The organism is Aquabacterium parvum, from assembly GCF_001447195.1.
GTDB classification, from domain to species: domain Bacteria; phylum Pseudomonadota; class Gammaproteobacteria; order Burkholderiales; family Burkholderiaceae_C; genus Aquabacterium; species Aquabacterium parvum.
Genome location: NZ_LFRI01000014.1, coordinates 45291 through 70399 on the forward strand (window position 1 = coordinate 45291; position 25109 = coordinate 70399).

Genomic DNA, 25109 nt, shown 5'->3' on the forward strand with positions numbered 1-25109 from the left:
TGCCCATGAATTTTCGCAAGCGACATGCGCCCGAAGAACCCGAGATCAACCTGATCCCTTTCATCGACGTGTTGTTGGTGGTGCTGATCTTCCTGATGCTGACAACCACCTACTCCCGGCTGACGGAGCTCAAGATCAACCTGCCGACGGCCAGCGCCAAGGCGGCTGATGCGCGGCCCAAGGAGTTGACGGTGATGGTGACGGCGGATGGCCGCTACATGGTCAACCAGCGGCTGATCGAAGGCCGCAGCGTCGAATTGCTGGCGGCAGGCCTGACGGCCCAGGCGGGCAGCGAAAGGAACCTTGTCGTCGTGATCAACGCCGATGCCTCGGCGAGCCACCAGAGCGTCATCAACGTGATGGATGCGGCCCGCCGCGTGGGCCTGACGCAGCTGACCTTCGCCACACAGGGCCAGTCCGACAATTCGGCCGCCCATGGCGATCGCTGATCGCCTCGTCGCACACCTGCAGCAGGCCTGGCTCGGTCGCGGCATCACCGCGCGGCTGTTGTCCCCGGTTTCGCTGCTGTACGGCGTGCTGGTTGGTTTGCGCAGGGCGGCATACCGCAGGGGCCTGATCCGCATTCAACACCTGCCTGTGCCGGTGCTGGTGGTGGGAAACCGCATCGCAGGAGGGGCGGGCAAGACCCCCACCACCCTGGCGATCTTGCAGCACCTGCGTGACGCAGGCTGGCGACCCGGGGTGCTGACCCGCGGACATGGCGCACGCCCCACACCATCGTCGCCGCTGCCACTGGACGCCGACTCGCAGGACCAACTCAACGCGGTCCGCACTGGCGACGAGCCGTGGCTGATCTGGCGACGCAGCCAGGTGCCCCTGATGATCGGACGCGATCGGGCTGCCAGCGGCCGGGCCATGCTGGATCGACACCCGGATATCGACATCCTCGTTTGTGACGATGGGCTGCAGCACCTGACATTGCACCGTGACATCGAGGTGGTCGTCTTCGACGAGCGTGGCACCGGCAACGGTTTTCTGCTGCCTGCAGGCCCCTTGCGCGAACCCGCGGACACGCGGCCGGTTTCTGCCCTCGTGGCCGCGCCAATCGTGTTGCACAACGCGGAGCGCCGCAGCGCCAATCAGGCGGGCCACCTGGCGCGGCGCAAACTCGGAGACATCGTGCCGCTGGCCCACTGGTGGGCCGGCCGTCCCTGCAGCGCACCAGCCCCGCGTCGGGCACACGCCATGGCAGGCATCGCCCACCCTGAGCGGTTTTTTCAGTCGCTTCGCGACCTCGGCATCGAGGTCACACCTTGCCCTTTGCGCGACCACGCCGACTTCGATACCCTGCCCTGGGGGCGTGAGGTGCGCACCCTGCTGGTGACCGAAAAAGACGCTGTCAAGCTCAACCCGCAACGCATTGCCCGCGAGCGCCCGGACACCGAGATCTGGGTCGCCGCCTTAGACTTCAGCCCTGAACCCTCTTTCTGGAACGAACTCGATGCCGCGCTGGCCCGGTTGCCTCAACCGCACAGCCGCCCTTGAGACGTGATCAAGACACCATGGACACCCGACTCATCGAACTCCTGGTCTGCCCGGTCTGCAAAGGCCCGCTGCAGCGCCCTGCCCAAAGCCAGTTGCTGGTCTGCCCAGCCGATCGCCTGGGCTTTCCCATTCGGGATGGCATCCCCGTGATGCTGGAAAACGAAGCCGTGGCCCTGGACGAGAACGGAGCCCCCCTGCCCTCAGCCCCTGCCTCGCAAGCCTGATGAGCTACACCGTCCTGATCCCTGCGCGCATGGCATCAAGTCGCCTGCCCGACAAGCCCCTGGCCGACATCGCAGGACTGCCCATGGTGGTGCGCGTGGCGCGGCGCGCCGCGCTCAGTGGTGCACAGCAGGTGGTCGTGGCCACCGACAGCGAGCTCATCCTGGCCGCCTGCGAACAACATGGTGCACGAGCCATCCTGACCCGCGCTGACCACCCCACCGGCAGCGACCGGCTGGCCGAGGCCTGCCAGATCCTCGGGCTCGATGGCGATGATCGCATCGTCAACGTGCAAGGCGATGAGCCCCTGATCGAGCCAGCACTGATCGACGCCTGCGCCCGGCTGTTGACGGAGCGCCCGGATTGCGTGATGAGCACGGCCGCACACCAGCTCGAGGACTCCGCCCATTTCGCCAACCCGAATGTGGTCAAGGTCGTCACCGATGCACTGGGCAGGGCCCTGTACTTTTCGCGAGCCCCCATCCCATGGTGGCGAGATGCACCCCAGGCGGCACAGCCCGCAACCGGTGCTGGCACTCCCCTGAGGCACATTGGCATCTACGGATATCGGGCAGGCTTTTTGCGTCTATTTCCCCAGTTGCCACCCAGTCCACTGGAAACGGTGGAATCGCTCGAGCAATTGCGCGTGCTTTGGCACGGCGAGCGCATCGCGGTTCACCTGTCCGACAACGCGCCAGGAGCCGGCGTGGACACCCCTGAAGACCTCGCCCGCGTGCGAGCAATGTTCTCCGCCTGAACCGAGCAAGCCCATCGCCGCTGGGGCTAACCCATCCCCAGACAGAGGGGATGCCCATGCTATCCTCGAGGGCTTGCGAGGTTTTCACACGCCTCCCACCATCCGGACACCAAGGACAAACATGAGACTCATCCTGTTGGGCGCGCCCGGCGCCGGCAAGGGCACGCAGGCCGCCTTCCTGTGCCAGAAATTCGGCATCCCCCAGATCTCGACCGGCGACATGCTGCGCGCCGCGGTCAAGGCAGGCACCGAACTGGGCCTGGCGGCCAAGAAGGTCATGGATGCAGGCGGCCTGGTGAGCGACGACATCATCATCGGCCTGGTCAAGGAACGCATCACGCAAGCCGATTGCGCCAAGGGTTTCCTGTTCGACGGCTTCCCCCGCACCATCCCCCAGGCCGAGGCCATGAAGGCAGCTGGCGTGAAGATCGATTACGTGCTCGAAATCGACGTGCCAGACAGCAACATCATCGAGCGCATGAGCGGTCGCCGTGTTCACGTGGCCTCTGGCCGCACCTACCACGTCACGTTCAACCCGCCCAAAGTGGCCGGCAAGGACGACGTGACCGGTGAAGACCTGATTCAGCGCGAAGACGACGCCGAGGCCACCGTGCGCAAGCGCCTGGACGTCTACCACCAGCAGACCCGCCCGCTGGTCGACTACTACGGTCAATGGGCCGCCACTGGCGACGCCGCCGCCCCGCAATGCCGCAAGATCAGCGGCGTGGGCTCGGTCGATCAGATCACCGCAGCTGCCGTCGCCGCCCTCGCCTGACCGCTCGCTTCCAGGTCGATTTCACATCGACCTTCGAACAGCCCCGCCGCCGCCAAGCGCCGGGGCTGTTTTATTCTTGAGCCCCGGCTGCCCCCCCCTGTCGCCGCACACAGCCCCTCGCCGTGATCCCACCTTCATTCATCCAGGACCTGCTGGCCCGCACCGACATCGCCGATGTCGTGGGTCGCTACGTCACGTTGAAAAAGGCCGGCATCAACTTCAAAGGCCTGTGCCCCTTCCACGGCGAAAAATCACCGTCCTTCATCGTCAGCCCCTCGCGGCAGACCTATCACTGCTTCGGCTGCGGCGTGCACGGCAACGCCGTGGGCTTCCTGATGGAGTATGGCGGGCTGGGCTTTGTCGACGCGGTCAAGGACCTGGCCCAAATGCAGGGCATGCCGGTGCCAGACGACAACCTGCGGCCCGAGGACCGGGAGCGACAAAAGCAGGCCAAGGCCAAACAACTGGTGCTGACCGATGTGCTCGCCCAAGCCGGCAAACACTGGAAGCAGCAACTCAAGAAAACCCCGCGCGCCGTGGCCTACCTGAAGGGACGCGGGTTGACGGGCGAAATCGCAGCACGCTTCGGCCTGGGCTACGCCCCAGACAGCTGGCGCGGCCTGGCCAGCGCCTTCCCCAGCTACGACGACCCCTTGCTGGTCGAGTCGGGTCTGGTGATTGCGCACGATGCCAACGAGGGCGAGAGCGAGGGCAAGCGCTACGACCGCTTCCGCGACCGCATCATGTTCCCGATCCGCAACCCGCAAGGCGAAGTCATCGGCTTCGGAGGTCGGGTGCTGGACAAAGGCGAGCCCAAGTACCTCAACTCACCCGAGACGCCGGTGTTCAGCAAGGGGCGCGAGCTCTACGGCTTGTTCGAAGGCCGCGCCGCCCTGCGCAACAAGGGCTACGCACTGGTCACCGAAGGCTACATGGACGTGGTTGCGCTGGCGCAATGGGGCTTTGGCAACGCCGTGGCCACTTTGGGCACCGCCTGCTCGCAGGAGCACGTTCAAAAGCTGTTTCGCTTCACCGAGCAGATCGTTTTCAGCTTCGATGGCGACGCCGCCGGACGCCGGGCCGCCGGGCGGGCGCTTGAAGCCGCCCTGCCCTTCGCCACCGACACCCGGCGCATCAGCTTCCTGTTTTTGCCAGCAGAGCATGACCCGGACAGCTACATCCGGGAGTTCGGTCCGCAGGCCTTCGAGGCTTGCGTCAAAAAAGCCGTGCCGCTGTCGCGCCAGCTGCTGGAGCACGCCGGCGCGGAATGCGACCTGGACAGCGCCGAGGGCCGCGCCCGCCTGATGACCCAGGCCATCCCGCTCATTGCCTTGCTGCCAGAAGGCGCCCTGCGGGGCCTGATCGCCGACGAGCTCGCCCAGGTCGCCAAGGCGTCGACCGATGACGTTCGTCGTCGGCTGCAGGCCCACCTGGAAAAGGCGGCATCAGGCGCTGGCGGAGACAGGGGGCACGATCGAAACGGCCAGCGTGCCAGCGCCGCCACGAGCCCCGACGACGGCCCGTTCTTCGGCAACGAGCCCCCGCCATTCGAGCCTGACTTTGGCAGCCAGGAGCCTTTCTGGGATGGCGGCAATTCCTTCGACCAGGGTCACGGCTCACGCGGGCAGAGCAGCGAGCGAGGTCGCGGCGACTGGAAGGGCCGAAACGGCCGAGGCAACTGGCGCAACGAGGGCGGGCGATGGCAAAGTCGCGGTCGAGCCACGCCGCCCCGCCCCCTGCCACGAGCCGCCACCTCGCTGGACCGCATCGCCTGGGTGCTGGTCTGCAGCAGCGGCACCTGGGAGCAACTGCCCACCAGCGCGCACGACATCTTGTGCGATCAGCCCAGCCCTTACGGCCCCTTTTTCAGGTGGCTGGACCGGCTGGTGCTCGACCAGGGCGCCGTGGCTGGGCCCGATTTGCTGCAAGGCATGAAGCAAACCGATGGGCAAGCCGACGAGGCGGGAGCTGACAAGCCCTTGTCCACGCTGGCCGAGCGCATCACGCGCCTGCATGATTTCGGCTCCGCCGCAGAACACAGTCTGAACGACCTCCTGTCGCTCATCCGCCCCCTGGAGCTCGAAGCCCTGCGAGAAGAGCTCGACATGCTGCTGCAGGCGGGTGAATTGTCCGAAGCGGCTGAGGCCCGCAAGCTCGAACTCGTGCGCCTGACGCGCGACCTCAAGCTTGAAATCAGCCAGCAAAGGCCCATTTCTGCTTGAGAGGCCCTCCAGGCGGCGAAATTTGACATCCGGCGCCGCTCGCGACGCCATGGTCTTGCGCGATAATGGAGGGTTCGACGAGGACCGTCCAGCGCAAGATCGCAGGGCGGCTGCTTGCCACCCTTTCGCATGGCCACACGGCCCACCTGCGGCGCGAGTGACGCGCCCACCAGCGCCATCGCGCATTTCACCCGTGTGGCCATGTGGCAGGATGGGGCCCTTGTCCGCCTCTCAGCCTCTCATTCAGAGCATCTCTTTCGAGGAAGCGCATGACCGCGAAAAAAGCCGCCAAGACCGGTGTGAAGACTGCCGAAGCAGACGTCAACGAAAAGAAAGCCACCAAGGCACGCGCCTCCTCCAAGGCCCAGGACGCCGAAACCGCAGTCGAAGCCGTGGCAGCCGAGCCCAAAAAGCGTGGCCGCAAGCCCAAGGCTGCAGCCGAAACCGCCAAGGCCGAACCCGCACGCAAAGCCTCGTTTGACGAGGACGACGTGGGCGACATCGAAGCCGACATCGAGGCCGACCTCGACCAGACCGAGGCCGAAGCCAGCGAAGACTCCGGCGCCAGCGAAGGCAAGGCCAAGGCCAAGCCCCTGCGCATGAAGGTCTCGCGCGCCAAAGAGCGCGCCCTGATGCGTGAATTCGGCATCGACGAAACCGCCCTGTCCGAAGAGGAAGTCGCCAAGCGCCGCCAGGAGCTCAAGACCCTCATCAAGATGGGCAAGACGCGCGGCTTCCTGACCCACCAGGAAATCAACGACCACTTGCCTGAAAAGCTGGTCGAGGCCGAAATCCTCGAGGCCATCATCTCCATGTTGAACGACATGGGTGTGGCCGTTTACGAGCAGGCGCCCGATGCCGCCACGCTGCTGATTTCCGGCAGCGCGCAAACGCAAGCCACCGAAGAAGAAGCCGAAGAAGCCGCCGAAGCCGCGCTGTCCACCGTCGACTCCGAATTCGGCCGCACGACCGACCCGGTGCGCATGTACATGCGCGAAATGGGCACCGTCGAGCTGCTGACCCGCGAAGGCGAAATCGAAATCGCCAAGCGCATCGAAGGTGGCCTGCAGGCCATGATGCTGGCCATCTCGGCCTCGCCCACCACCATCGCTGAAATCCTCGGCCTGGCCGACAAGATCCGCGCCGCCGAGATGACCATCTCCGAAGTGGTCGATGGCTTCGTGGCAGCCGACGAGGCCGACGACTACGTGGCCGAAGAAGACTTCGACGAATTCGACGAAGAAGACGACGACGACGGCAATGGCGGCTCCAAGGCCCTGAGCAAGAAGCTCGAAGAGATGAAGAACCAGGCCCTGGCCAAGTTCGACTCCCTGCGCGTGAACTTCGACAAGATGGCCAAGGCCTTCGAGAAGGACGGCTACAAGTCCGCGCCTTACAACAAGGCCCAGGAAGCCATCAGCCAGGAGCTGATGACCATCCGCTTCACCGTCAAAATCATCGAACGCCTGTGCGACGTGCTGCGCTCGCAGGTCGACGACGTGCGCCGCTACGAACGCGAGCTGCGCAAGATCGTGGTCGACCGCTGCGGCATGCCGCAAGACCACTTCATCAAGGTCTTCCCGCCCAACATCCTGAACCTGGAATGGGCAGTCAAGGAAGCGCAGTCCGGCAAGAGCTACTCCGCCGTGATGACCCGCAGCCTGCCCGCCATCCAGGAATTGCAGCAAAAGCTGATCGACCTGCAGGCCAAAGCCGTCGTGCCCATCGATGATCTGAAAGAGATCAACAAGCGCATGAACAACGGCGAAAAAGCCAGCCGCGACGCCAAGAAGGAAATGATCGAGGCCAACCTTCGCCTGGTCATCTCCATCGCCAAGAAGTACACCAACCGCGGCCTGCAGTTCCTCGACCTGATCCAGGAAGGCAACATCGGCCTGATGAAGGCGGTGGACAAGTTCGAATACCGCCGCGGCTACAAGTTCTCGACCTACGCCACGTGGTGGATCCGTCAGGCCATCACGCGCTCGATCGCCGACCAGGCCCGCACCATCCGCATCCCGGTTCACATGATCGAGACGATCAACAAGATGAACCGCATCTCGCGCCAGCACTTGCAGGAATTCGGCTTCGAGCCGGATGCCCCCACGCTGGCCGAGAAGATGGAGATGCCCGAGGACAAGATCCGCAAGATCATGAAGATCGCCAAGGAGCCGATCTCCATGGAAACGCCGATCGGGGACGACGACGACAGCCACCTGGGCGACTTCATCGAGGACACGAACAACACCGCGCCGATCGAAGCGGCCATGCAGGCTGGCCTGCGCGACGTGGTCAAGGACATCCTCGACAGCCTCACCCCGAGGGAAGCCAAGGTGCTGCGCATGCGTTTCGGCATCGAGATGAGCACGGACCACACGCTGGAAGAAGTCGGCAAGCAGTTCGACGTCACCCGCGAGCGCATCCGCCAGATCGAGGCCAAGGCCATCCGCAAGCTCAAGCACCCCAGCCGGAGCGACAAGCTCAGGACCTACCTGGACAACCTCTGATCCCCTGGCGGATTTCAGACACCGAACCCGGCCTCGTGCCGGGTTTTTTCATGCAAGCGCTGCAATTTGCCACCAAACTGCGTGCAATTCATCACGCTGCACGGGCCTGAATCCGCCAAGATACGAGCATGGGCACGACCAAGGAACGCGCCATCCTGTTTGCCGACCTGCGCGGCAGCACATCGCTTTACCTCAAGCTGGGCAATGCGCAGGCGGCGCAAGTCGTCACGCAGAGCCTGACCTTGCTGGGCGATCGCATCACGCGCCAGGGCGGCCGGGTGGTCAAGACACTGGGTGACGGGTTGATGGCCGTCTTCGAGCAGGCCGAGCCTGCGGTCGAAGCGTCCGTCAGCCTCCACGAGGCACTGGAGCAATTGCGTCCGGTCGGCGAAGGCGTGCCCCTGCGCAGCGGCGCCATCAAACTGAAAGTGGCCATTGCCTGGGGCGAGATGGTCGAGGTCGATGGCGACTGCTTTGGCGACGCCGTCAACGTCGCGGCGCGCCTGCTCGACCTGGCGGGGGACAACGAGACCCTGACCACCGGCCCCTTGCTGCGCGAGTTGCCATCTGATCAGCAGGAACGTTTTCGCAGCATCGACAAGCTGCACCTGCGCGGACGCAAGGAGCCCGTGCCCGTCTTGCGCATGGACAGCCGGCGATTCGGCGACTCTGATGCCCTGTCCACGGCCATCATGGACGCGCCCGAAACCGACGTGCCAGACGGCATCCGGCTGAGCTGGCTGAGCACCGAGCGTGTCTTCTCGACCGCCCAGATGCCCGTGATCCTGGGCCGCAGCCCCCAAGCCTCGTTCTGCGTGAGCGATTCACGGGTTTCGCGCTCTCATGCGCGCATCGAGTCGCACAGCGGACACATCTACCTCAGCGACCTGAGTTACAACGGAACCCACATCCGCTTCGACCGGGACGATCAGGTGCTCACGCTGCGACGTGGGACCTGCACCTTGCACGGCAGCGGGGTCATCAGCCTGGGCGCGTCTCCCTCCGACCCCACCAGCACACAGATCCGATTCGACATCCTGAGCTTTTCGGACACCTTGCCTCAGTGATGCCCATCAGGCTGAGCACGCGACGCGTGGGCTAGAGTGGGGGGATGGAATTCGCGACAAAGCCCTGCCGTTTTTCTGCATGACCACGCCCCTGCCCTCTGTGCACGACGCCGAGCGTTCGACCTTGATGCAAGCTGTGCGAGGGGCGATCCAGGCCAACCAGGCGGCTTTCGCTGCCCTGGCTCGCTTGCTTGCCCATGGCAACCACGGGCTTTGCTCTGGCCTGTTCCTGCTAGACGGACCCAACGCTTGGCCAGTGACGCCAGCCTCTGGTCGTGCGGGCCCGATTGCTCGTGCTCGCATGATCCTGCCGTCATTGACGCTGCCGGCTTCGCTGCTCGCGATCCCCGACGTGGCCCACGACCCGAGTGGATCGGCCATCGCGGCCAGCACACCTCGACAAAGTGGTCCCAACGCGCTTGCAAGCATGCCATGGCACGCCCGTGGGCAGGTCATTGGCGTGGTGTCGATTTGGTCAAGCGCACCGACGCCCTGGTCGCCCCAGCAACTCGCTGTGCTGCAAGATGTCACCGAGGCGGCATCTCAGCTGCTGCAACGCCACCTCGAAGCCGAGAGCGCGCGGCTCAGCGAGGAGCGTGTTCGCACGGCATCGACAGCCGGCAGCCACTGGCTTTGGGAAACCGACGCCAACGGACTCCTGCAATGGGTGTCAGCGGGTCTGCTTCACCACACCGGCATCGACCCAGCGACCCAGATCGGCGTGTCGGCACCCGGGGTGCTCATCCCCCGCAACGACGAAACCCGAGACAACTGGCAGCGCTACCTGCGGGCCCGTGAGCGTCATGAGCCTTTTCAGGACCTGATCGGTGACCGGCTGACGCCCAGGGGCCGCATCGTGGTGAGCATCAGCGGGCAACCGGTTTTTGATGCGGCCGGGCGTTTCCAGGGCTACCGGGGCGCCAGCCGCAACATCACCCGTCAAATCGAGGCGGAACAGGCCGTCAGGCGTGCCGACCGGCTGCTGCGCCAGGCCATCGAGTCGTTCTCGACCAGCATCATGATCACCGACCCGAGTGGCCAGGTTGTGCTGGGCAATCGCCTTTGGCGCGAGCTCATTGGCGACGCGCAATCGGGTGAAGGCGACCGTTGGCCCGACATCGTTGCACGCATGGTCCATGCCGGTCACTACCCCGACTGCAAGCCAGGTCAGGAATCGGCATTCATCGCCTGGCGGCTGAGCTTGCGTGGCACCGGCCAGCGCGCCGAGATGCGCTTCAAGGACCGCTGGTTGCTCATCCGAGACGACGCGCTCGAAGACGGCTGCACCGTGCACTTCGCGATGGACATCACGCGTTCGCACCAGGATGCCCAGCTGCTCAAGCAACAACAGCAAGCGCTTGAGGCCACCCAGGAAAGACTCAGCTCGGTGCTGCGTGCCTTGCCCGACCTCTGGTTCGTGATCGACGAGGACAACCGCTACATCGATGGGCACCTCGATCACCCTCAATTGGTTGGACAGGCGGGACAGCTGATCGGGCAAACGGTCGGGGCCATGTTGCCTGACGGCGTGGCGCGACTGCAGCGAGCCGCCGTCGATCGGGCGCGCCAGACCGGCCTGCCCCAGACCATCCAGTACGACCTGGAGATCACCCCTGGCGCCACACACCACTTCGAGGCCCGCGTCACCCCGATGACCGATGGTCAGGTGCTCTACCTGACCAGCGACATCACCGACCGCAAAGTGGGCGACGACAAGCTTCGTGTCAGCGAGGAGCTTTACCGATCCGTTGCCGCAACCATCCGCGATGGCTTGCTCATCGTGGACTTGCAGGGGCAAGTCGTTGCCATGAACCCGGCGGCCAGGCGCGTGCTGGGGCTTGAGGCGCAACAGGCCCACCACGAGTCGTTGCATGGTGACCTCGTGCAATTGCTGCAAGACGATCTGTGCACGCCGCTGCCTCGCGAACGCTGGCCTTTGCAGGAAACCATCGACACGGGCGAGCGCATCGTCGATCGGATCGTGCCCGCGCGACGCGCAGACCGGGAGATCGTCTGGCTGCAGATGTCGAGCCACCTGCTGAGGCTGGATCCGCAGCAGGCGCCGTTTGCCGCCATGGTCACCTTCCGGGACATCACCCAGGAGCGCCTGGCCGTGCACGAGCTCGCCTCCAGCGAGGAGCGCTGGAAGTTCGCCCTCGAAGGCGCAGGCGACGGCGTGTGGGACTGGGACATGGTCACCGGCGTCGTCTACTACTCCAACCGCTGGAAGCAGATGCTGGGCTTTCAGGACGGCGACATCGGTGACACCATCGAAGAGATCTTCTCGCGCATCCACCCCGAGGACCGCGACAAGGTGTCCCACAGCACCATGCAGTACATGACCGAGACGCGCTCGGTGCAGGAGGTCGAGTTCCGCCTGCGCCACCGCGACGGCCACTTCCTGCACATCCTCTCGCGCGGCAAGGTGGTGGCGCGCTCACACGACGGCATGCCCTCGCGCGTGGTCGGCACGCACTCCGACATCACCCGACTGAAGGAAGCCGAAGATGCGCAACGCGCGCAGCAACTCGCCGAGGCCGCCAGCGCCTCCAAGAGCGAGTTCCTCTCGCGCATGAGCCACGAGATCCGCACCCCGCTCAACGCCATCACCGGCTTCGCCCAACTGCTGCGCCTGCAGATGCAGACGGGCCCGGCCGACAGTGCGCAGCGCAACTACGTCGATCAGATCCTGCACGCCGGCCGCCACCTCTCGGGCCTGGTCAACGATGTGCTCGACCTGCAACAGGTCGAAGCCGGTGTGATGTCGCTGCGTCCCGAAGCCCTGCAGCTCGACGAAGAGGTCGTGCAATGCTTGTCGATGCTGCTGCCCATGGCCGAACAACGCGAGATCGCCATGAGCAGCCACATCCCGCCCGGGCTCAACGTGGTGGCCGACCGACAACGGCTGCGACAGGTGCTGGTCAACATCGGCTCCAACGCCATCAAGTACAACCAGCAAGGCGGCTTCGTGCGCGTTGAAGCGCGCGAGCGGCCAGATGGCCTGGCCGAACTCGCCATCTCCGACACCGGCGCGGGCATGACGCCCGAGCAACTCAACCGCCTTTTTCAGCCCTTCGAACGCCTCGGACGGGAGACATCCCATGTCGAAGGCACCGGACTCGGGCTTATCATCACCCGCTCGCTGGTTGAATCCATGGGAGGTCGCATGGAAATCGAGAGTCGCCCCGGCAGTGGAACCCGGGTCAGCATCACCCTGCCACAGGCCACCTCGGCCGTGACCACGACCGAAGGTGCGCACGCAGACGATGGCATCCCCTCTGCCGGAGCCGTCCCGATCGAATTGACCGTTTCTCCGCCCTCTCCCGCCCCCGACACCCAGCGCCCCCTGCGCGTGCTGTACGTCGAGGACAACCGCATCAACGCCCTGCTGTTCGCCGAGGCGCTGCGCCCCCATGCACAGCTGGAGCTCGACATCGCCGAAGACGGCGACGTGGCCGTGAGCCTGTGCAACGAACGCCTGCCCGACGTGCTGGTGCTCGACGCGCACCTGCCCGGCATGTCCGGCTTCGAGGTGCTCGACGCCCTGCGTCGCATCCCCGGGCTGGACAAGGCCCCGGCCTACATGTGCTCGGCCGACGCCATGCCCGATGACATCGAGCGCGCCCGCGTGGCCGGCTTCACCGGCTACTGGACCAAGCCCATCGACATCGTGGCCGTGACCACCGAGCTCTGCCAACTCGCGGAACGGGCCCACAATCCGAAGCCATGAGCTTCGCCAAAGAACCCGCCTTCCAACACGGCCAGACCCCACGCACCGGCGTGCTGCTGGTCAACCTGGGCACCCCGGACGAGCCCACCCCCAAGGCCTTGCGCCGTTACCTGGGGCAGTTCCTGTGGGACTCACGCGTCGTCGAGATCCCCCGCCTGCTTTGGTGGCCGATCCTGCACGGCATCATCCTGCGCGTGCGGCCCAACAAGTCGGCCGCCAAATACGCCAGCATCTGGATGCTTCAGGGATCGCCCCTGCGCGTGTGGACCGAGAAACAAACCACCTTGCTCGCCGGCTTCCTGGGCCAGCATGGCCACCAGCTGCGAGTGCGCCATGCCATGCGCTATGGCCAGCCCAGTGTCTCCAGCCAGCTGGATGCGCTCAAGGCCGAGGGCGTGGACCGCGTGCTCGTCGTGCCCCTGTACCCGCAGTACTCGGGCGCAACCACCGCCAGCGTCATGGACGAGGTGTTCCGCTGGGGGCAGCAAACGCGGCGATTGCCCGAGCTGCGCCACGTCAATCACTTCCACGATGACGCCGACTACATCGCCAGCCTGGCCGAGTCGGTGCGAGAGCACTGGGCCAGGGAAGGCCGCCCTGACAAGCTCGTCATGAGCTTTCACGGCATGCCACACCGCACCTTGCTGCTGGGCGACCCGTACCACTGCGAATGCCTGGCGACGGGGCGCTTGCTGGCCGAGGCATTGGGCCTCACGAAGGAGCAGTACGTCATCACGTTCCAAAGCCGCTTCGGCAAGGCCAAATGGCTGCAGCCATACACAGAGCCCACCTTGCGTGCACTGGCCAAGGCCGGCACAAAGCGGGTCGATGTCATCTGCCCCGCATTCGTCGCCGATTGCATCGAAACGCTGGAGGAGATCGACATGGAGGCCCGAGAGGCCTTCCTCTCCAGTGGCGGGCAGGCCTTCCACTACATCCCGTGCCTGAACGACCGGCTGGACTGGATCCGCGCGCTCAGCCGCATCGTCGAGCAGCACCTGCGAGGCTGGCCGACCCAGCTGGATCAGCAACCCACGGGCGAAGCCCTGCGTCAGCGGCAAGAGCGCGCCAAGGCGCTGGGCGCCAAGGCCTGAGGGCGGGCGCAGCTGCGCAGTGCTCAGACCTGATCGTCGCCCCCGACATCAACCGCTGAGGCGTCTGCGCCTGGCAACAGCGACTGGGCCTGGGTGTCAGGCAAGGCCTCGACATCCCTCAGCGCCTTGCCCATGACGCGCGTGCGCGTCTCGATCGATGAGATGGTGTTGCCAGCCTCTTCGAGCTTTTTCTTGGTCTTGGCCAGCACATCGCCGAACTTGCCGAACTCGGTTTTGACCGCGCCCAGCACCTGCCAAACCTCGGTTGAACGCTTCTCCAGCGCCAGGGTGCGAAAACCCATCTGCAGGCTGTTGAGCGTGGCCAGCAAGGTGGTTGGGCCCGCCAGCATCACGCGGTGTTCGCGCTGCAGGGCTTCGACCAAACCAGGCCGGCGCAAGGCCTCGGCATACAAACCTTCGGTGGGCACAAAAAGGATGGCGAAGTCCGCCGTGTGCGGCGGCGCGATGTACTTCTCGCGGATGGTCTTGGCCTCCAGGCGCAGGCGCTGCTCGATGGCTTTGGCAGCGACCTCGACCGCAGGCGCATCGGCTCGCTCTTGCGCCTCCAGCAAGCGCTCGTAGTCCTCACGCGGGAACTTGGCGTCGATGGGCAGCCACAGCGGCTGATGGGCATCGCCCTGCCCCGGCAGCCGGATCGCGAATTCGACACGGGCCCCCGAGCCGGGCACCGTCTCGACGTTGACACCATACTGCTCAGGCGTGAAGACCTGGTCGAGCAGGCCGGCCAGTTGCACCTCACCAAAGATGCCGCGCGTCTTGACGTTGCTGAGCACGCGGTTGAGCGAGCCCACGTCACTGGCCAGGCGCTGCATCTCGCCCAGTCCCTTGTGCACCTGCTCCAGGCGATCTGCCACCTGCTTGAAGCTCTCACCCAGGCGCTGCTCCAGCGTGGCGTGCAGCTTCTCGTCCACCGTCTGGCGCATCTGCTCGAGCTTCTTCTCGTTGTCGGCCTGCAGCGACTGCAAGCGCTGCTCCACGGTCTGGCGCACCTCGCTCAAGCGCCGGTCATTGGCCTCCGACAAGGTGCGCAACTGTTCGGCCATGCCATCGCTCAGGCGCTTGAGCGCCGACTCCTGGGCCTCGTTGAAACGGGCCAGTGCCTGCGACTGCGCCTCGCGCAAGCTCGACGACTGCAGCGCGGCCTGGTGCGAGTTGTCGCGCAGGGCGTCCGCCAGCCCTTGCTGCATGGCAGCCAGCTGCACACGGAAGCTGTCGAGCTGTTCGTTCTGCGTGCGCGTGGCGTCGCCTTGCTGGCTCAGCAGGGTCTGCTGGAACAAGCCCATGCTCTGCCCCAGCCCTTGTGACAACTCCTGGCGGGTGCCACTGGCGCTGCGCTGCAACTCGTCGCGGAGTTGTCGCTCGAGCTCATGCTGCCGCGCCTCCGCATGGGCCTTGATGTCCCCGGCAAGGGCGCTCAGCGCCACCTCCGGCGACCGGGGTTGTCGTGCGATCAGCACGATCAGCAGGAGCAGGACACCAATGAGAAGGGCGATTTCAATCCAAGGCATGCACGGATTGTCTCAGACGTGATCTCTTACCGGGAAGGCGCCGCTGATTGTGACGACATGTGACACAGCGTGCGGGCGCGTCTCCATACTCCCTGGCGTGGGCCATGCGAGTCCATGCCCTTTGACACAGGATGCCTCATGTACGGACTGGTCAACCGCGCCATCGAGCAGTTGGTGGTCTCGCTCAAGGGCGAAGAAGGCTGGTGTCGCGTCTGTCACGCGGCCCAATGGCCGGACGAAGGTTTCGTCGCCATGCAGACGTACGACGACGGCGTCACTTACCGTCTCGTGCAGGCGGTCAGCCAGGAGCTCGGGCTTCCCGCAGATCAGGTTCTCAAGGCATTTGGCGAGTACTGGATCCTCTACACAGCCGAGGAAGGCTACGGTGACATGCTCGCGATGTGCGGTGACGATCTGCGCTCATTCCTGCATGGCATGAACCACATGCACGCGCGGATCGAGGTCACGATGCCCAACATCAGGCCCCCGCATTTCCGCGTCGAAGAAAAGAGCGAGTCCGAACTGGACCTGGTCTACGAATCGCACCGCGATGGCCTGGCGCCCATGGTGGAGGGCCTCATCGTCGGCCTGGCCAAGCGATTCCATCAAGCGATCGACATCCAGCAGACAGGCTGGCGCAGCAACGAATCGCCGAAAGACCGTTTTCACATCCGAATCCTGCCGTGAACATGGCTGAGCCGTGCATCCAGGGCGCTGCACTTGATGCGGCGTTCCCCTTCTACATCCTGTTGGATGCCGAGGGCATGGTGCACGCCGTGGGGTCAGCCTTGCAAAGGGCGCTGCCAAAGCTGAAACCCGGCGAGGCCTTGAAGGCACACATGTCTGCCAGTCGACCAAGGTCCTTGTCCCAGACAACCGATTGGTCGCAGCACGAGGGACAGGCCGTGGTGCTCAGCGCGAACGAGGCCGGTGGACTCGCTTTACGAGGACAGATCTGCCGCCAATCGAACGAGCTGACGCTGTTGCTGCTCTCGCCCGTGGTGAACCGCTTTGAAGACCTTCGACGCCATGGCCTGCAACTCTCGGACCTAGCCCTGCACGACGCCACGGGCGACATGCTGATGTTGCAGCGCGCGGCGCAAACATCGCTGGACGACGCGCAACGCCTGACCGATCGCCTGCGTCAGCGAAGCCAGCAGTTGCAACTCATGAGCGAGCTCTCGGCGCTGGGCATCGCCTACTTTTCGGACCAAGGGGAGCTGCGGCAGTCCAACGCGCTGTTTCATCAGCTCCTGCGGTGGAACAATGGGCCGCCCAGCCCCTGCCACATCAGCGACGTCGAGTGCCGATTGCAGGAGCTGGCTGCGCCCCACGATGCCGCCAGATTGCGGCTGAACCAGCTACCCGAGCCCGCCAGCGAGGGCCTCGATGCGTTCACGATGCAAATCAAGGATGGACAACACCTGGCTTTGAGTTACCGCAGCGCTGCCGCGTCGGACCACGTGCTGTTCATTCGGGACATCACACGCGAGACCTTGGTCGACCGGATGAAAAGTGAATTCCTCAGCACCGCCGCGCACGAACTCCGAACGCCCATGACCAGCATCTTCGGGTTCAGCGAGATGCTCGTCAGCCGTGACTTGAAAGCCGAGCAGGTCAAATCGGTGGCGGCAACGATCCACAAGCAGGCACGCTGGATGGTGAGCCTGCTGCAAGAGGTGCTCGACCTGGCCCGCATCGAGGCCAGGCAGATTGATGACCTGAACATCACCGCGTGCGACTGCAAGGAGATGTTGATCGACTGCATCGGCTCATATTGCGATGCCGGCCAACAGGCCAGGTTCGATTGGCAATGGCCAGAGCAATTGCCCCTCATCGCGGCGGATCGCGTCAAGGCCAGGCAGGCGCTGGGCAACGTGATCAACAACGCGATCAAATACTCGCCCGCCGGGGGGGCCGTGGAGATACGGTGCTTTGCCCAAACTACCGGAGGACGGGACGGCGTGGGCATCTCGGTCGAGGACCATGGGATCGGCATGACCCCGCAACAGCTTGCGAGGGTGTTTGAACGCTTTTATCGCGCCGACCCCTCGTGCAACATTCCGGGATCCGGACTGGGCATGTCGCTGGTCGAGCAAATCATGAAACTGCACAACGGCAGCGTGCACGTCACCAGTGAAAAGGGCCGCGGCACCTGCGCGACCCTTTGGTTCCCTCTGGCCTGAACCGGCGTCAGGCGAACTCGACGTGTGCGCCGGTCTTGGTGCGCACCTCGTCCTCGGTCACACCAGGGGCCAACTCAACGCACTTCAAGCCCTTGGGGGTCACGTCCATCACACACAACTCCGTGATGATGCGATCGACCACGCCAACGCCCGTCAGCGGCAGCGTGCATTTTTGCAGCAGCTTGTGCTCGCCGTTCTTGGCGGCGTGCTCCATGAGCACCACCACGCGCTTGACACCGGCCACCAGGTCCATGGCGCCGCCCATGCCCTTGACCATCTTGCCCGGGATCATCCAGTTGGCCAGGTCGCCCTGTTCGGACACCTGCATGGCGCCCAGGATGGACAGGTTGATCTTGCCGCCGCGGATCATCGCGAAGCTCTCGTGGCTGCCGAAAATCGAGCTGCCAGGCAGCGTGGTCACGGTCTGCTTGCCCGCGTTGATCAGGTCAGGGTCAACGGCGCCTTCATCGGGGAAGGGGCCGATGCCCAGCATGCCGTTCTCGGACTGCAGCCAAACGTCGATGCCCGGGGCCACGTGGTTGGCCACCAACGTGGGCAGGCCGATGCCCAGGTTGACGTAGAAGCCGTCTTGCAGTTCCTTGGCCGCGCGGGCCGCCATTTCGTCATGGGTCCAGGGCATGGCTCAGGCTCCCTTCGGGTTTTGTTGGGTGGTGCGCTTTTCAATGCGCTTTTCAGGCGTCGCGTTCAGCACGATGCGGTGCACGTAGATGCCGGGCAGGTGAATCGAGTCCGGGTCGAGCGAACCCGTTTCGACGATCTCTTCGACCTCGACCACCGTGGTCTTGCCCGCCATGGCCGCAGCCGGGTTGAAGTTGCGTGCGGTGCGCCGGAAGATCAGGTTGCCCGATTTGTCGGCCTTCCAGGCCTTGACCAGAGCGACCTCGGGCAACAGGGCCCGCTCCATCACGTAGACCTCGCCGTCAAACTCGCGCGTTTCCTTGCCCTCTGCAACGATGGTGCCCACGCCGGTCTTGGTGAAGAAGGCAGGAATGCCAGCCCCGCCGGCACGCAGCTTCTCGGCCAGCGTGCCCTGTGGCGTGAATTCAAGCTCCAGCTCGCCCGCCAGGTACTGGCGCTCGAACTCCTTGTTCTCGCCCACGTAGCTGGAGATCATCTTCTTGATCTGGCGCGTGTTGAGCAGCTTGCCCAGCCCGAAACCATCGACCCCCGCGTTGTTGGAGATCACCGTCAGGCCCTTGACCCCGCTGGCCTGCAGCGCGTCGATCAGCGCCTCGGGGATGCCGCACAGGCCGAAGCCCCCCACCGCGAGCAGTTGCCCGTCTTTGACGATCCCAGCCAGCGCGCTGGCGGCGTCGGGATAGACCTTGTTCATCCAATCACTCCTTGGCTGAAAGGGGCCGCACGCGGCCCCGAATGCTGCGGTGCAGCGTGAGCAAAGCGTACACCGGTCGCCGGCAAAAAAGCCAGCCGTGAAAACGAAAAAAGCGCGGCTGTTGCAGCAACCGCGCAGGCTTTCGGGGATCCGGGCATGGCCCGGTGTGGCGCAGGGAGTGTCCTGCGCGGGCGATCGCGTCAGCCCGCCGACCTCACTTGCCCGGCAAGGCAGGTGGCGTGTCGGCCCCGGGCAGGGCTGGCGTGGGCGCCTTCAGTGCGCGGAAGGCTTCGGGCAAGGCTGTGGGACGGCCCGTGCCCTGGTTGATCCAGACCAGGGTGGCACCGCCAGCGGCATAGACCACCCCAGGCTCATCGGTGCGCTCCACCGTCACGAAGGTGTCCAGGCTGGTGCGCCCCGGATCGGCCACGTGCAGCTTGATGGTCACCGTGCCCGGGAACACCAAAGGCCGATAGAAGTTGAAAAACGCGTTCGCGATGACCGGGCCTTCACCATCGGCGCCCACCGAGCCACTGATGTCCTGGATCCAGGACACCCGCGCCTGCTCCATGTAGCGGAAGTAGACGGTGTTGTTGATGTGGCCCAGGGCGTCCATGTCGCCCCAGAGGATGGGCAGCTCCAGCTGGTGGACCAGGATCTTGTGTTCGGGGATGTCGAGGCGCATGAGAGCAGGCGATCAGCGAAAAACAACGAAGAGAGGCGAAAGACGGCGAACAGGCTGCGCAACCCGAGCGGGCAGCAACAAAAAGGGCGCGATGCCGCTCAGTTGCGGCCGCGCCCCGGGCTTTTCAAGGGGGACTGTGCCAACCTTGACGCCGTGCAGGCATCAATGCCAGCCAGCAGCCTCAGGCCGCAGCGATGCCGTCATCCGCCGAGATGACCGCGCCGTTGATGAAATCACTCTCGGCCGCACACAGCATCACCAGCAGCGCATCCAGGTCCTTGGGTTGGCCCACCCGCTTGCGCGGCAGGATGCTCACCAGCTTCTTGCCTGCCTCGGTTGACCAGTGGTGGTCGTTGATCTCGGTGTGGATGTAGCCAGGGCAGATCGCATTGGTGGTGATGCCGAAACGACCCCATTCGGCGGCCATGACCTTGGTCATGTGGATGACGGCAGCCTTGCTCATGCAGTAAACGCCGATCTGCGGCAGCGTGCGCAGGCCTGCAGCGGAAGCGATGTTGACAATGCGCCCGCCCGTGTACGTGCCCGGAGCCGAGCCCTTGGCGCGGGCCAGCATGCGTTTGGCCACTTCCTGGGCCATGAAGAACGAGCCTCGCGTGTTGGTGTCGAAGACATAGTCGAAGCTCTCTTCGGTCACGTCCACCAGGCGCTCGGTTGTGCTCACGCCCGAGTTGTTGATCAGGATGTCGATGGGGCCGACCTCGGTTTCAGCGTGCGCCACCGCCGAGCGGATGCTGGCGAGATCGGTCACGTCCAGGCCAACGACGTGCGCGTCGCCACCAGAGGCTTCGATTTCGGAGCGCAGGTCCTTGAGCAATTCGACGCGACGGCCCGCCAGCACAACGGCCGCACCGGCCCTGGCCAGTGTCAAGGCAAACTGCTTGCCCAGGCCGCTCGATGCGCCAGTGATCAGGGCCACGCGGCCGGAAAGGTCCAGGGTGTAACTCATGTGCAGGTGCTCCTCAAACAGGCCTCAAACCTTAGCACGAGCCCCCTGCTCTCTCATCTGGTGAAGTGAGCCGACAAGGCGGTTCAGCTTGTCCCCACCCAGGCACGGGGCATTTTTCGAACGGTCGTGCTTTTTTGTGAAAATCAGGTGCCGACTGCACGTAGAATCGCGCCCGTACGAAAAAACACCCACCACACCCTGTTGCCCGACAGAAGGAAACACGATGACGCCCCAGGAAATCCTTGAGCAGTTTGGTCCCCGCGAATCGATGGAGTATGACGTCGTCATCGTGGGCGCTGGCCCTGCTGGCCTGTCCACCGCCATCAAGCTCAAGCAACTGGCTGAAAAAGCCGGCAAGGAAATCAGCGTCGTCGTGCTCGAAAAAGGCTCCGAAGCCGGTGCGCACATTCTGTCTGGCGCCGTGATGGACCCCCGCTCCATCAACGAGCTGTTCCCCAACTGGAAGGAACTGGGCGCCCCGCTGAACCAGCCCGTCACCGGTGACGAGGTTTATGTGCTGACCGAAGGCGGCAGCATCAAGACCCCGGATGCGCTGGTGCCCAACTGCATGCACAACGAGGGCAACTACGTCATCAGCCTGAGCGACGTCTGCCGTTGGCTGGCGCAGCAGGCCGAAGGCCTGGGCGTGGAGATCTTCCCTGGCTTCGCCGCCGCCGAAGTGCTCTACAACGACGATGGCTCCGTCAAGGGCGTGGCCACCGGCAACATGGGCATCGACAAGTCGGGCGAACCCACCGGTGACTTCCAGCTGGGCATGGAACTGCTGGGCAAGTACACCATTTTCGCCGAAGGCGCTCGCGGCCACCTGGGCAAGCAACTGCTGGCCAAGTTCAACCTGGCCGACGGCAAGGCGCCGCAAAGCTTCGGCATCGGCATCAAGGAACTGTGGGAAATCGACCCGGCCAAGGCCAAGCCCGGCCTGGTGGTGCACACCGGCGGCTGGCCGATGGACACCCAGACCTTCGGTGGCGGCTTCCTCTACCACCTGGCTGACAACAAGGTCACCCTGGGCTTCGTGGTCGGCCTCGACTACAAGAACCCCTGGCTGAGCCCCTTCGAGGAAATGCAGCGCTGGAAGACCCACCCGGTCATCAAGCACTACCTGGAAGGCGCCAAGCGCATCAGCTACGGCGCGCGCGCCATCAACAACGGCGGCCTGCCCAGCCTGCCCAAGACCATCTTCAAGGGTGGCGCCCTGGTCGGCTGCAACGCCGGCTACATGAACGCTGCACGCATCAAGGGTTCGCACGCCGCCATGAAGTCCGGCATGCTGGTCGCCGAGGCCCTGTTTGAAGCCCTGAGCACCGGCCGTCAGCACGACGAGCTGACTCGCTACCCCGAGCTGTTCGAACAAAGCTGGCTGCATGAAGAACTCAAGACCTCGAAGAACTTCAAGACCTGGTTCAAGAAGGGCTTCTACGTCGGCACCGTCATGACCGCCGTCGAACACTGGCTGTTGCCCCGTCTGGGCATCAAGGAAGCCCCGTGGACCCTGCGCAACCCCGCCGCGGACCACACCTTCCTCAAGCCCGCGTCCGAGTGCCGCCAGATCGAGTACCCGAAGCCCGATGGCAAGATCACCTTTGACCGCCTGAGCTCGGTGTTCGTCTCGAACACCAACCACACCGAGCACCAGCCCGCTCACCTGACGCTCAAAAACGCGTCGGTGCCGGTGCAGACCAACCTGGCCAGGTTCGCCGGCCCCGAGTCGCGCTACTGCCCGGCCGGTGTGTACGAGTTCGTCAAGAAGGACAACACCGATCAACTGGTCATCAACGCCCAGAACTGCGTGCACTGCAAGACCTGTGACATCAAGGACCCGACCCAGAACATCGTCTGGATCACGCCCGAAGGCGGAGGCGGCCCGAACTACTCCGGCATGTGATGCCTTCGCGCCAAGAGGAGCCTTCGGGCTCCTTTTTTGTGTCCCACGCGGATGGTGACGATGCCCAGCCCGCACACCCAGTCGATGACGCCACCTGGGTGGCCCACTGCGATGGCGGTGCCTGGCCCAACCCAGGCACCATGGCCCTGGGCGCCGTGCTCACCTCGCCCATCGGTGAAGTGCACCACCTGTCACAGCGCCTGAGCGGCAGCGGCTGCAACAACGAAGCCGAATGGCGCGCCACCGTGGCCCTGCTGGGTTTGGCGTTGCAACACGGCGCACGCAGCCTGCACCTGCACACCGACAGCACCCAGGTGCGCGACCACCTGAGCCAAGCCGATGCACCCGCCCTGCCCCCAGCGCTGCAAACCTGGGTGAACGAAGCTCGGGCGCAGGCGGCCCGGCTGACGCACTTCTCGGTGCAATGGGTGCCCCGCCACCGCAACGCGCAGGCCGATGCATTGGCCCGCGAAGCGCTGGGCCTGCCCCCAAAGCCTGTTCAGGTGCCCCACCCCAAGGCACGGCGGCGCGGCTGAAACCACGCCACGCCTTCGGGTGATGGCAGGCTCGGGGCGCCTGACCTAAGCTTGCCGCCATGCACGCCGACCGCCTCACCAACCACTTCACCATCGGGCAGGCCTCGCGCCACAGCGGCGTGAGCGCCAAGGCCATCCGCCACTACGAGTCGCTGGGGCTGATGCCCGCGGTGCCGCGCCGTGGCAGCTATCGGCTCTACCAGCCCGAACACATCGACGCCATCCGCCTGATCCGCAAGGCCCAGTCCCTGGGCTTCACGCTGGCCGAGTTGCGCCAGCTCGGCACCGTCGACTGCACGCCCGACTGGCCCCGCTTCGTGCAGGCGCTGAGCCACAAGCGCGAATCAATCGCCGACGAAATCAAGCGCTTGCAGGCCCTTGACGCCGAACTCGCAGCCCTGCAGGCCACCCTGCCCGGCCTGATCGCCACCGAACCCGACTGTGTCGCGCTGACGACGGAACTCGCCAAGGCTTGACCTTGCCCCTGGGGACAAGGTTCAGCATGCAGCCATCTTGTTCACACACCAGATGGAGCCCACGTGACCACCCGCACCCTGCTCATCCTCGGGCACCCCAGCCCTGACAGCTTCAACGCCGCCCTGGCCAATGCGTATGCCGACGCCGCACGCCAGGCGGGCCGCGAGTTGCGTCGCATCGACCTGCACGCACTGAACTTCGACCCCATCCTGCACGGCTCCTACCGAGGCGAGCAGCCCCTGGAGCCTGACTTGCAAGCCGCACAGGCCGACATCCTCTGGGCCGAAGAAATCGTCTGGATTTACCCCGTGTGGTGGGGCGGCCTGCCGGCTTTGCTCAAAGGCTTCCTGGATCGCGTGCTGCTGCCGGGCTTCGCCTACAAGTTCCACAAGGGCCACCGCAGCTGGGACAAGCTGCTCAAGGGCCGAACCGCGCGCATCGTCGTCACGCTGGACACACCCGGGTGGTACGACCGGCTGGCCTACGGGCGCCCTGCCTGGCGGCAAATGAAACACACCATCTTGCAGTTCTGCGGCATGAAGCTGCTGAGCACCAACACGTTCGCTCCGATTGCCACATCCAAGCCCGAACAGCGCGAGCGCTGGCTGGCCGAGATGAAGCGGCTGGCGGCCATGTGATCAGATTCAAGCAGACGGCAAGCCTCCGGGCTCGCCATCGATGACCTGGGGCAAGGGCAAGGGTTCGTGCTCCGGGTCGGGCTCGATGACCTCCAACCCATTGAGTGCCTGGCGCGAAGCCGCGGCCTGACGGGCGTCGCGCTCGGCCTTGATCTGCGCACGCCGCTCCGCGAAGAACTGCTTGAGCAACTGGCTGGCTGGCTCGGCCAGCACGCCGCCCACGATCTGCGTGTGGTGGTTGAGTTGCGGCAGCGCAAACAGGTCGGTGACGGACCCGGCGACACCCGTCTTGGGGTCAGGAGCGGCAAACACCACGCGCTTGAAGCGTGCATGCATCAGCGCCATGGCGCACATGGCGCAGGGCTCCAGCGTGACGTAGAGCTCGCACTCAGGCAGGCGGTAGTTCTCCAGCAACTGCGCGGCGTGACGCAAGGCCACGATCTCGGCGTGCGCGGTCGGGTCGTGCGTGGTGATGGGCCGGTTGTAGCCCGTGGCGATGACCTGCCCCGCCCTCATGATGACCGCCCCCACCGGCACCTCGCCGGCCAGCCAGGCGTTGTGAGCCTGGTCCAGGGCCAGGCGCATGGCGTGCTCGTCTTGCGATGACGGGGGCGTGAGACTCATGGGCGATGTTATGAAGGTGACGCGAAAGTTTACCTGGGTACGCCACGGCCAGCTCTCTGCGGCCAACAGCGCACAAGAGAGCCCTCTGACGGGCCACGATGCCCCGTTCGACGCCCGCACGTGGGCCGAAAGCGTTGTGTCGAGACACGTTGGCGCAGCACTTTTCCCTTGCCGGGAATGCTGTATATAAATAAGGGGTATCCTTTTAGCTCCAGCAGCCCCGGAGTACTGGATGGATATCCAGCATATCGCAAGCCCAGAGGCAGGTAAAGACCACCCGTCCAATTGGAACGATTTCCTCGACTGGTTCAGCTCCGAGGATGCCTG

Annotated in this window: 22 protein-coding genes and 1 pseudogene; 17 read left to right on the forward strand and 6 right to left on the reverse strand. The window is 64.8% G+C overall.

Translation table 11 applies throughout. The features are described 5' to 3' along the window. Positions 1–5 precede the first annotated feature (5 nt). From ABG80_RS00205 to hemH, 10 genes are all read left to right on the forward strand, one after another. Complete coding sequence (locus ABG80_RS00205) at positions 6–449, forward strand: ExbD/TolR family protein (protein ID WP_058085819.1); 444 nt, start codon at positions 6–8, stop codon at positions 447–449. Next, the gene (gene lpxK / locus ABG80_RS00210) at positions 436–1506 is read left to right on the forward strand and encodes a tetraacyldisaccharide 4'-kinase (protein WP_058085796.1); all 1071 of its coding nucleotides are present in this window, start codon (positions 436–438) and stop codon (positions 1504–1506) included. The genes ABG80_RS00205 and lpxK overlap by 14 nt, the downstream gene beginning before the upstream one ends. 17 nt (positions 1507–1523) lie before the next feature. After that, a complete protein-coding gene (locus ABG80_RS00215; RefSeq protein WP_058085797.1) occupies positions 1524–1730 on the forward strand; it encodes a Trm112 family protein in 207 nt (68 codons plus the stop codon). After that, positions 1730–2485 (forward strand): 3-deoxy-manno-octulosonate cytidylyltransferase, encoded by a 756-nt coding sequence (gene kdsB / locus ABG80_RS00220; protein WP_058085798.1) that lies wholly within the window; start codon positions 1730–1732, stop codon positions 2483–2485. Before ABG80_RS00215 ends, kdsB begins: the two co-directional genes overlap by 1 nt. A 121-nt stretch (positions 2486–2606) precedes the next feature. Beyond that, positions 2607–3260, forward strand: coding sequence for an adenylate kinase (adk, locus tag ABG80_RS00225; protein WP_058085799.1), 654 nt, complete (start codon positions 2607–2609; stop codon positions 3258–3260). 122 nt (positions 3261–3382) lie between these two features. Further along, positions 3383–5482 (forward strand): DNA primase, encoded by a 2100-nt coding sequence (dnaG, locus tag ABG80_RS00230; protein ID WP_058085800.1) that lies wholly within the window; start codon positions 3383–3385, stop codon positions 5480–5482. A gap of 269 nt (positions 5483–5751) precedes the next feature. After that, positions 5752–7989: an RNA polymerase sigma factor RpoD gene (gene rpoD / locus ABG80_RS00235; RefSeq protein ID WP_058085801.1), complete on the forward strand. Its 2238-nt coding sequence runs from the start codon at positions 5752–5754 to the stop codon at positions 7987–7989. Between the two features lie 128 nt (positions 7990–8117). Beyond that, complete coding sequence (locus ABG80_RS00240; RefSeq protein WP_058085802.1) at positions 8118–9056, forward strand: adenylate/guanylate cyclase domain-containing protein; 939 nt, start codon at positions 8118–8120, stop codon at positions 9054–9056. Between the two features lie 79 nt (positions 9057–9135). Beyond that, complete coding sequence (locus ABG80_RS00245; protein WP_058085803.1) at positions 9136–12786, forward strand: PAS domain S-box protein; 3651 nt, start codon at positions 9136–9138, stop codon at positions 12784–12786. Further along, entirely contained in the window at positions 12783–13880 is a 1098-nt protein-coding gene (hemH, locus tag ABG80_RS00250; RefSeq protein ID WP_058085804.1) for a ferrochelatase, read from the forward strand. The genes ABG80_RS00245 and hemH overlap by 4 nt, the downstream gene beginning before the upstream one ends. 23 nt (positions 13881–13903) lie before the next feature. Here hemH and ABG80_RS00255 read toward each other — a convergent pair whose 3' ends face one another. After that, on the reverse strand, positions 13904–15409 hold the full coding sequence (locus ABG80_RS00255; protein ID WP_058085805.1) for a DNA recombination protein RmuC: 1506 nt from the start codon (positions 15407–15409) through the stop codon (positions 13904–13906). Between the two features lie 138 nt (positions 15410–15547). On the opposite strand from ABG80_RS00255, the gene ABG80_RS00260 reads away from it, so the two are divergent. The 3 genes and pseudogenes from ABG80_RS00260 to ABG80_RS00265 all read left to right on the forward strand — a co-directional run bounded on the left by ABG80_RS00260 (position 15548) and on the right by ABG80_RS00265 (position 17595). After that, complete coding sequence (locus ABG80_RS00260; protein WP_058085806.1) at positions 15548–16096, forward strand: heme NO-binding domain-containing protein; 549 nt, start codon at positions 15548–15550, stop codon at positions 16094–16096. A gap of 152 nt (positions 16097–16248) precedes the next feature. Beyond that, positions 16249–16563: pseudogene (locus ABG80_RS24015) on the forward strand (hypothetical protein); the annotation flags it as partial. Positions 16564–16578: 15 nt separating this feature from the next. Continuing rightward, positions 16579–17595: a sensor histidine kinase gene (locus tag ABG80_RS00265; RefSeq protein WP_407638719.1), complete on the forward strand. Its 1017-nt coding sequence runs from the start codon at positions 16579–16581 to the stop codon at positions 17593–17595. 7 nt (positions 17596–17602) lie between these two features. Here the strand turns inward: ABG80_RS00265 and ABG80_RS00270 are convergent, their stop codons facing one another. The 4 genes from ABG80_RS00270 to ABG80_RS00285 form a co-directional block, all read right to left on the reverse strand. Further along, complete coding sequence (locus ABG80_RS00270; RefSeq protein WP_058085808.1) at positions 17603–18235, reverse strand: CoA transferase subunit B; 633 nt, start codon at positions 18233–18235, stop codon at positions 17603–17605. 3 nt (positions 18236–18238) lie between these two features. Further along, on the reverse strand, positions 18239–18949 hold the full coding sequence (locus ABG80_RS00275) for a CoA transferase subunit A (RefSeq protein ID WP_058085809.1): 711 nt from the start codon (positions 18947–18949) through the stop codon (positions 18239–18241). Between the two features lie 214 nt (positions 18950–19163). Further along, complete coding sequence (locus ABG80_RS00280; protein ID WP_058085810.1) at positions 19164–19634, reverse strand: acyl-CoA thioesterase; 471 nt, start codon at positions 19632–19634, stop codon at positions 19164–19166. Between the two features lie 181 nt (positions 19635–19815). Beyond that, positions 19816–20601, reverse strand: a complete 786-nt coding sequence (locus ABG80_RS00285; RefSeq protein WP_058085811.1) for an SDR family oxidoreductase — start codon at positions 20599–20601, stop codon at positions 19816–19818. A gap of 223 nt (positions 20602–20824) precedes the next feature. On the opposite strand from ABG80_RS00285, the gene ABG80_RS00290 reads away from it, so the two are divergent. From ABG80_RS00290 to ABG80_RS00305, 4 genes are all read left to right on the forward strand, one after another. Continuing rightward, complete coding sequence (locus tag ABG80_RS00290) at positions 20825–22507, forward strand: electron transfer flavoprotein-ubiquinone oxidoreductase (protein ID WP_058085812.1); 1683 nt, start codon at positions 20825–20827, stop codon at positions 22505–22507. Then, on the forward strand, positions 22507–23043 hold the full coding sequence (locus ABG80_RS00295; RefSeq protein WP_083505664.1) for a ribonuclease HI family protein: 537 nt from the start codon (positions 22507–22509) through the stop codon (positions 23041–23043). The genes ABG80_RS00290 and ABG80_RS00295 overlap by 1 nt, the downstream gene beginning before the upstream one ends. Positions 23044–23102: 59 nt before the next feature. After that, positions 23103–23519 (forward strand): MerR family transcriptional regulator, encoded by a 417-nt coding sequence (locus ABG80_RS00300; protein WP_058085813.1) that lies wholly within the window; start codon positions 23103–23105, stop codon positions 23517–23519. Between the two features lie 63 nt (positions 23520–23582). Then, the gene (locus ABG80_RS00305) at positions 23583–24158 is read left to right on the forward strand and encodes an NAD(P)H-dependent oxidoreductase (protein ID WP_058085814.1); all 576 of its coding nucleotides are present in this window, start codon (positions 23583–23585) and stop codon (positions 24156–24158) included. Between the two features lie 6 nt (positions 24159–24164). On the opposite strand, the gene tadA is transcribed toward ABG80_RS00305, so the two are convergent. Continuing rightward, positions 24165–24782 carry a tRNA adenosine(34) deaminase TadA gene (tadA, locus tag ABG80_RS00310; RefSeq protein ID WP_058085815.1) on the reverse strand — a complete coding sequence of 206 codons (618 nt, stop codon included), beginning with the start codon at positions 24780–24782 and terminating at the stop codon, positions 24165–24167. Positions 24783–25109: the final 327 nt, after the last annotated feature.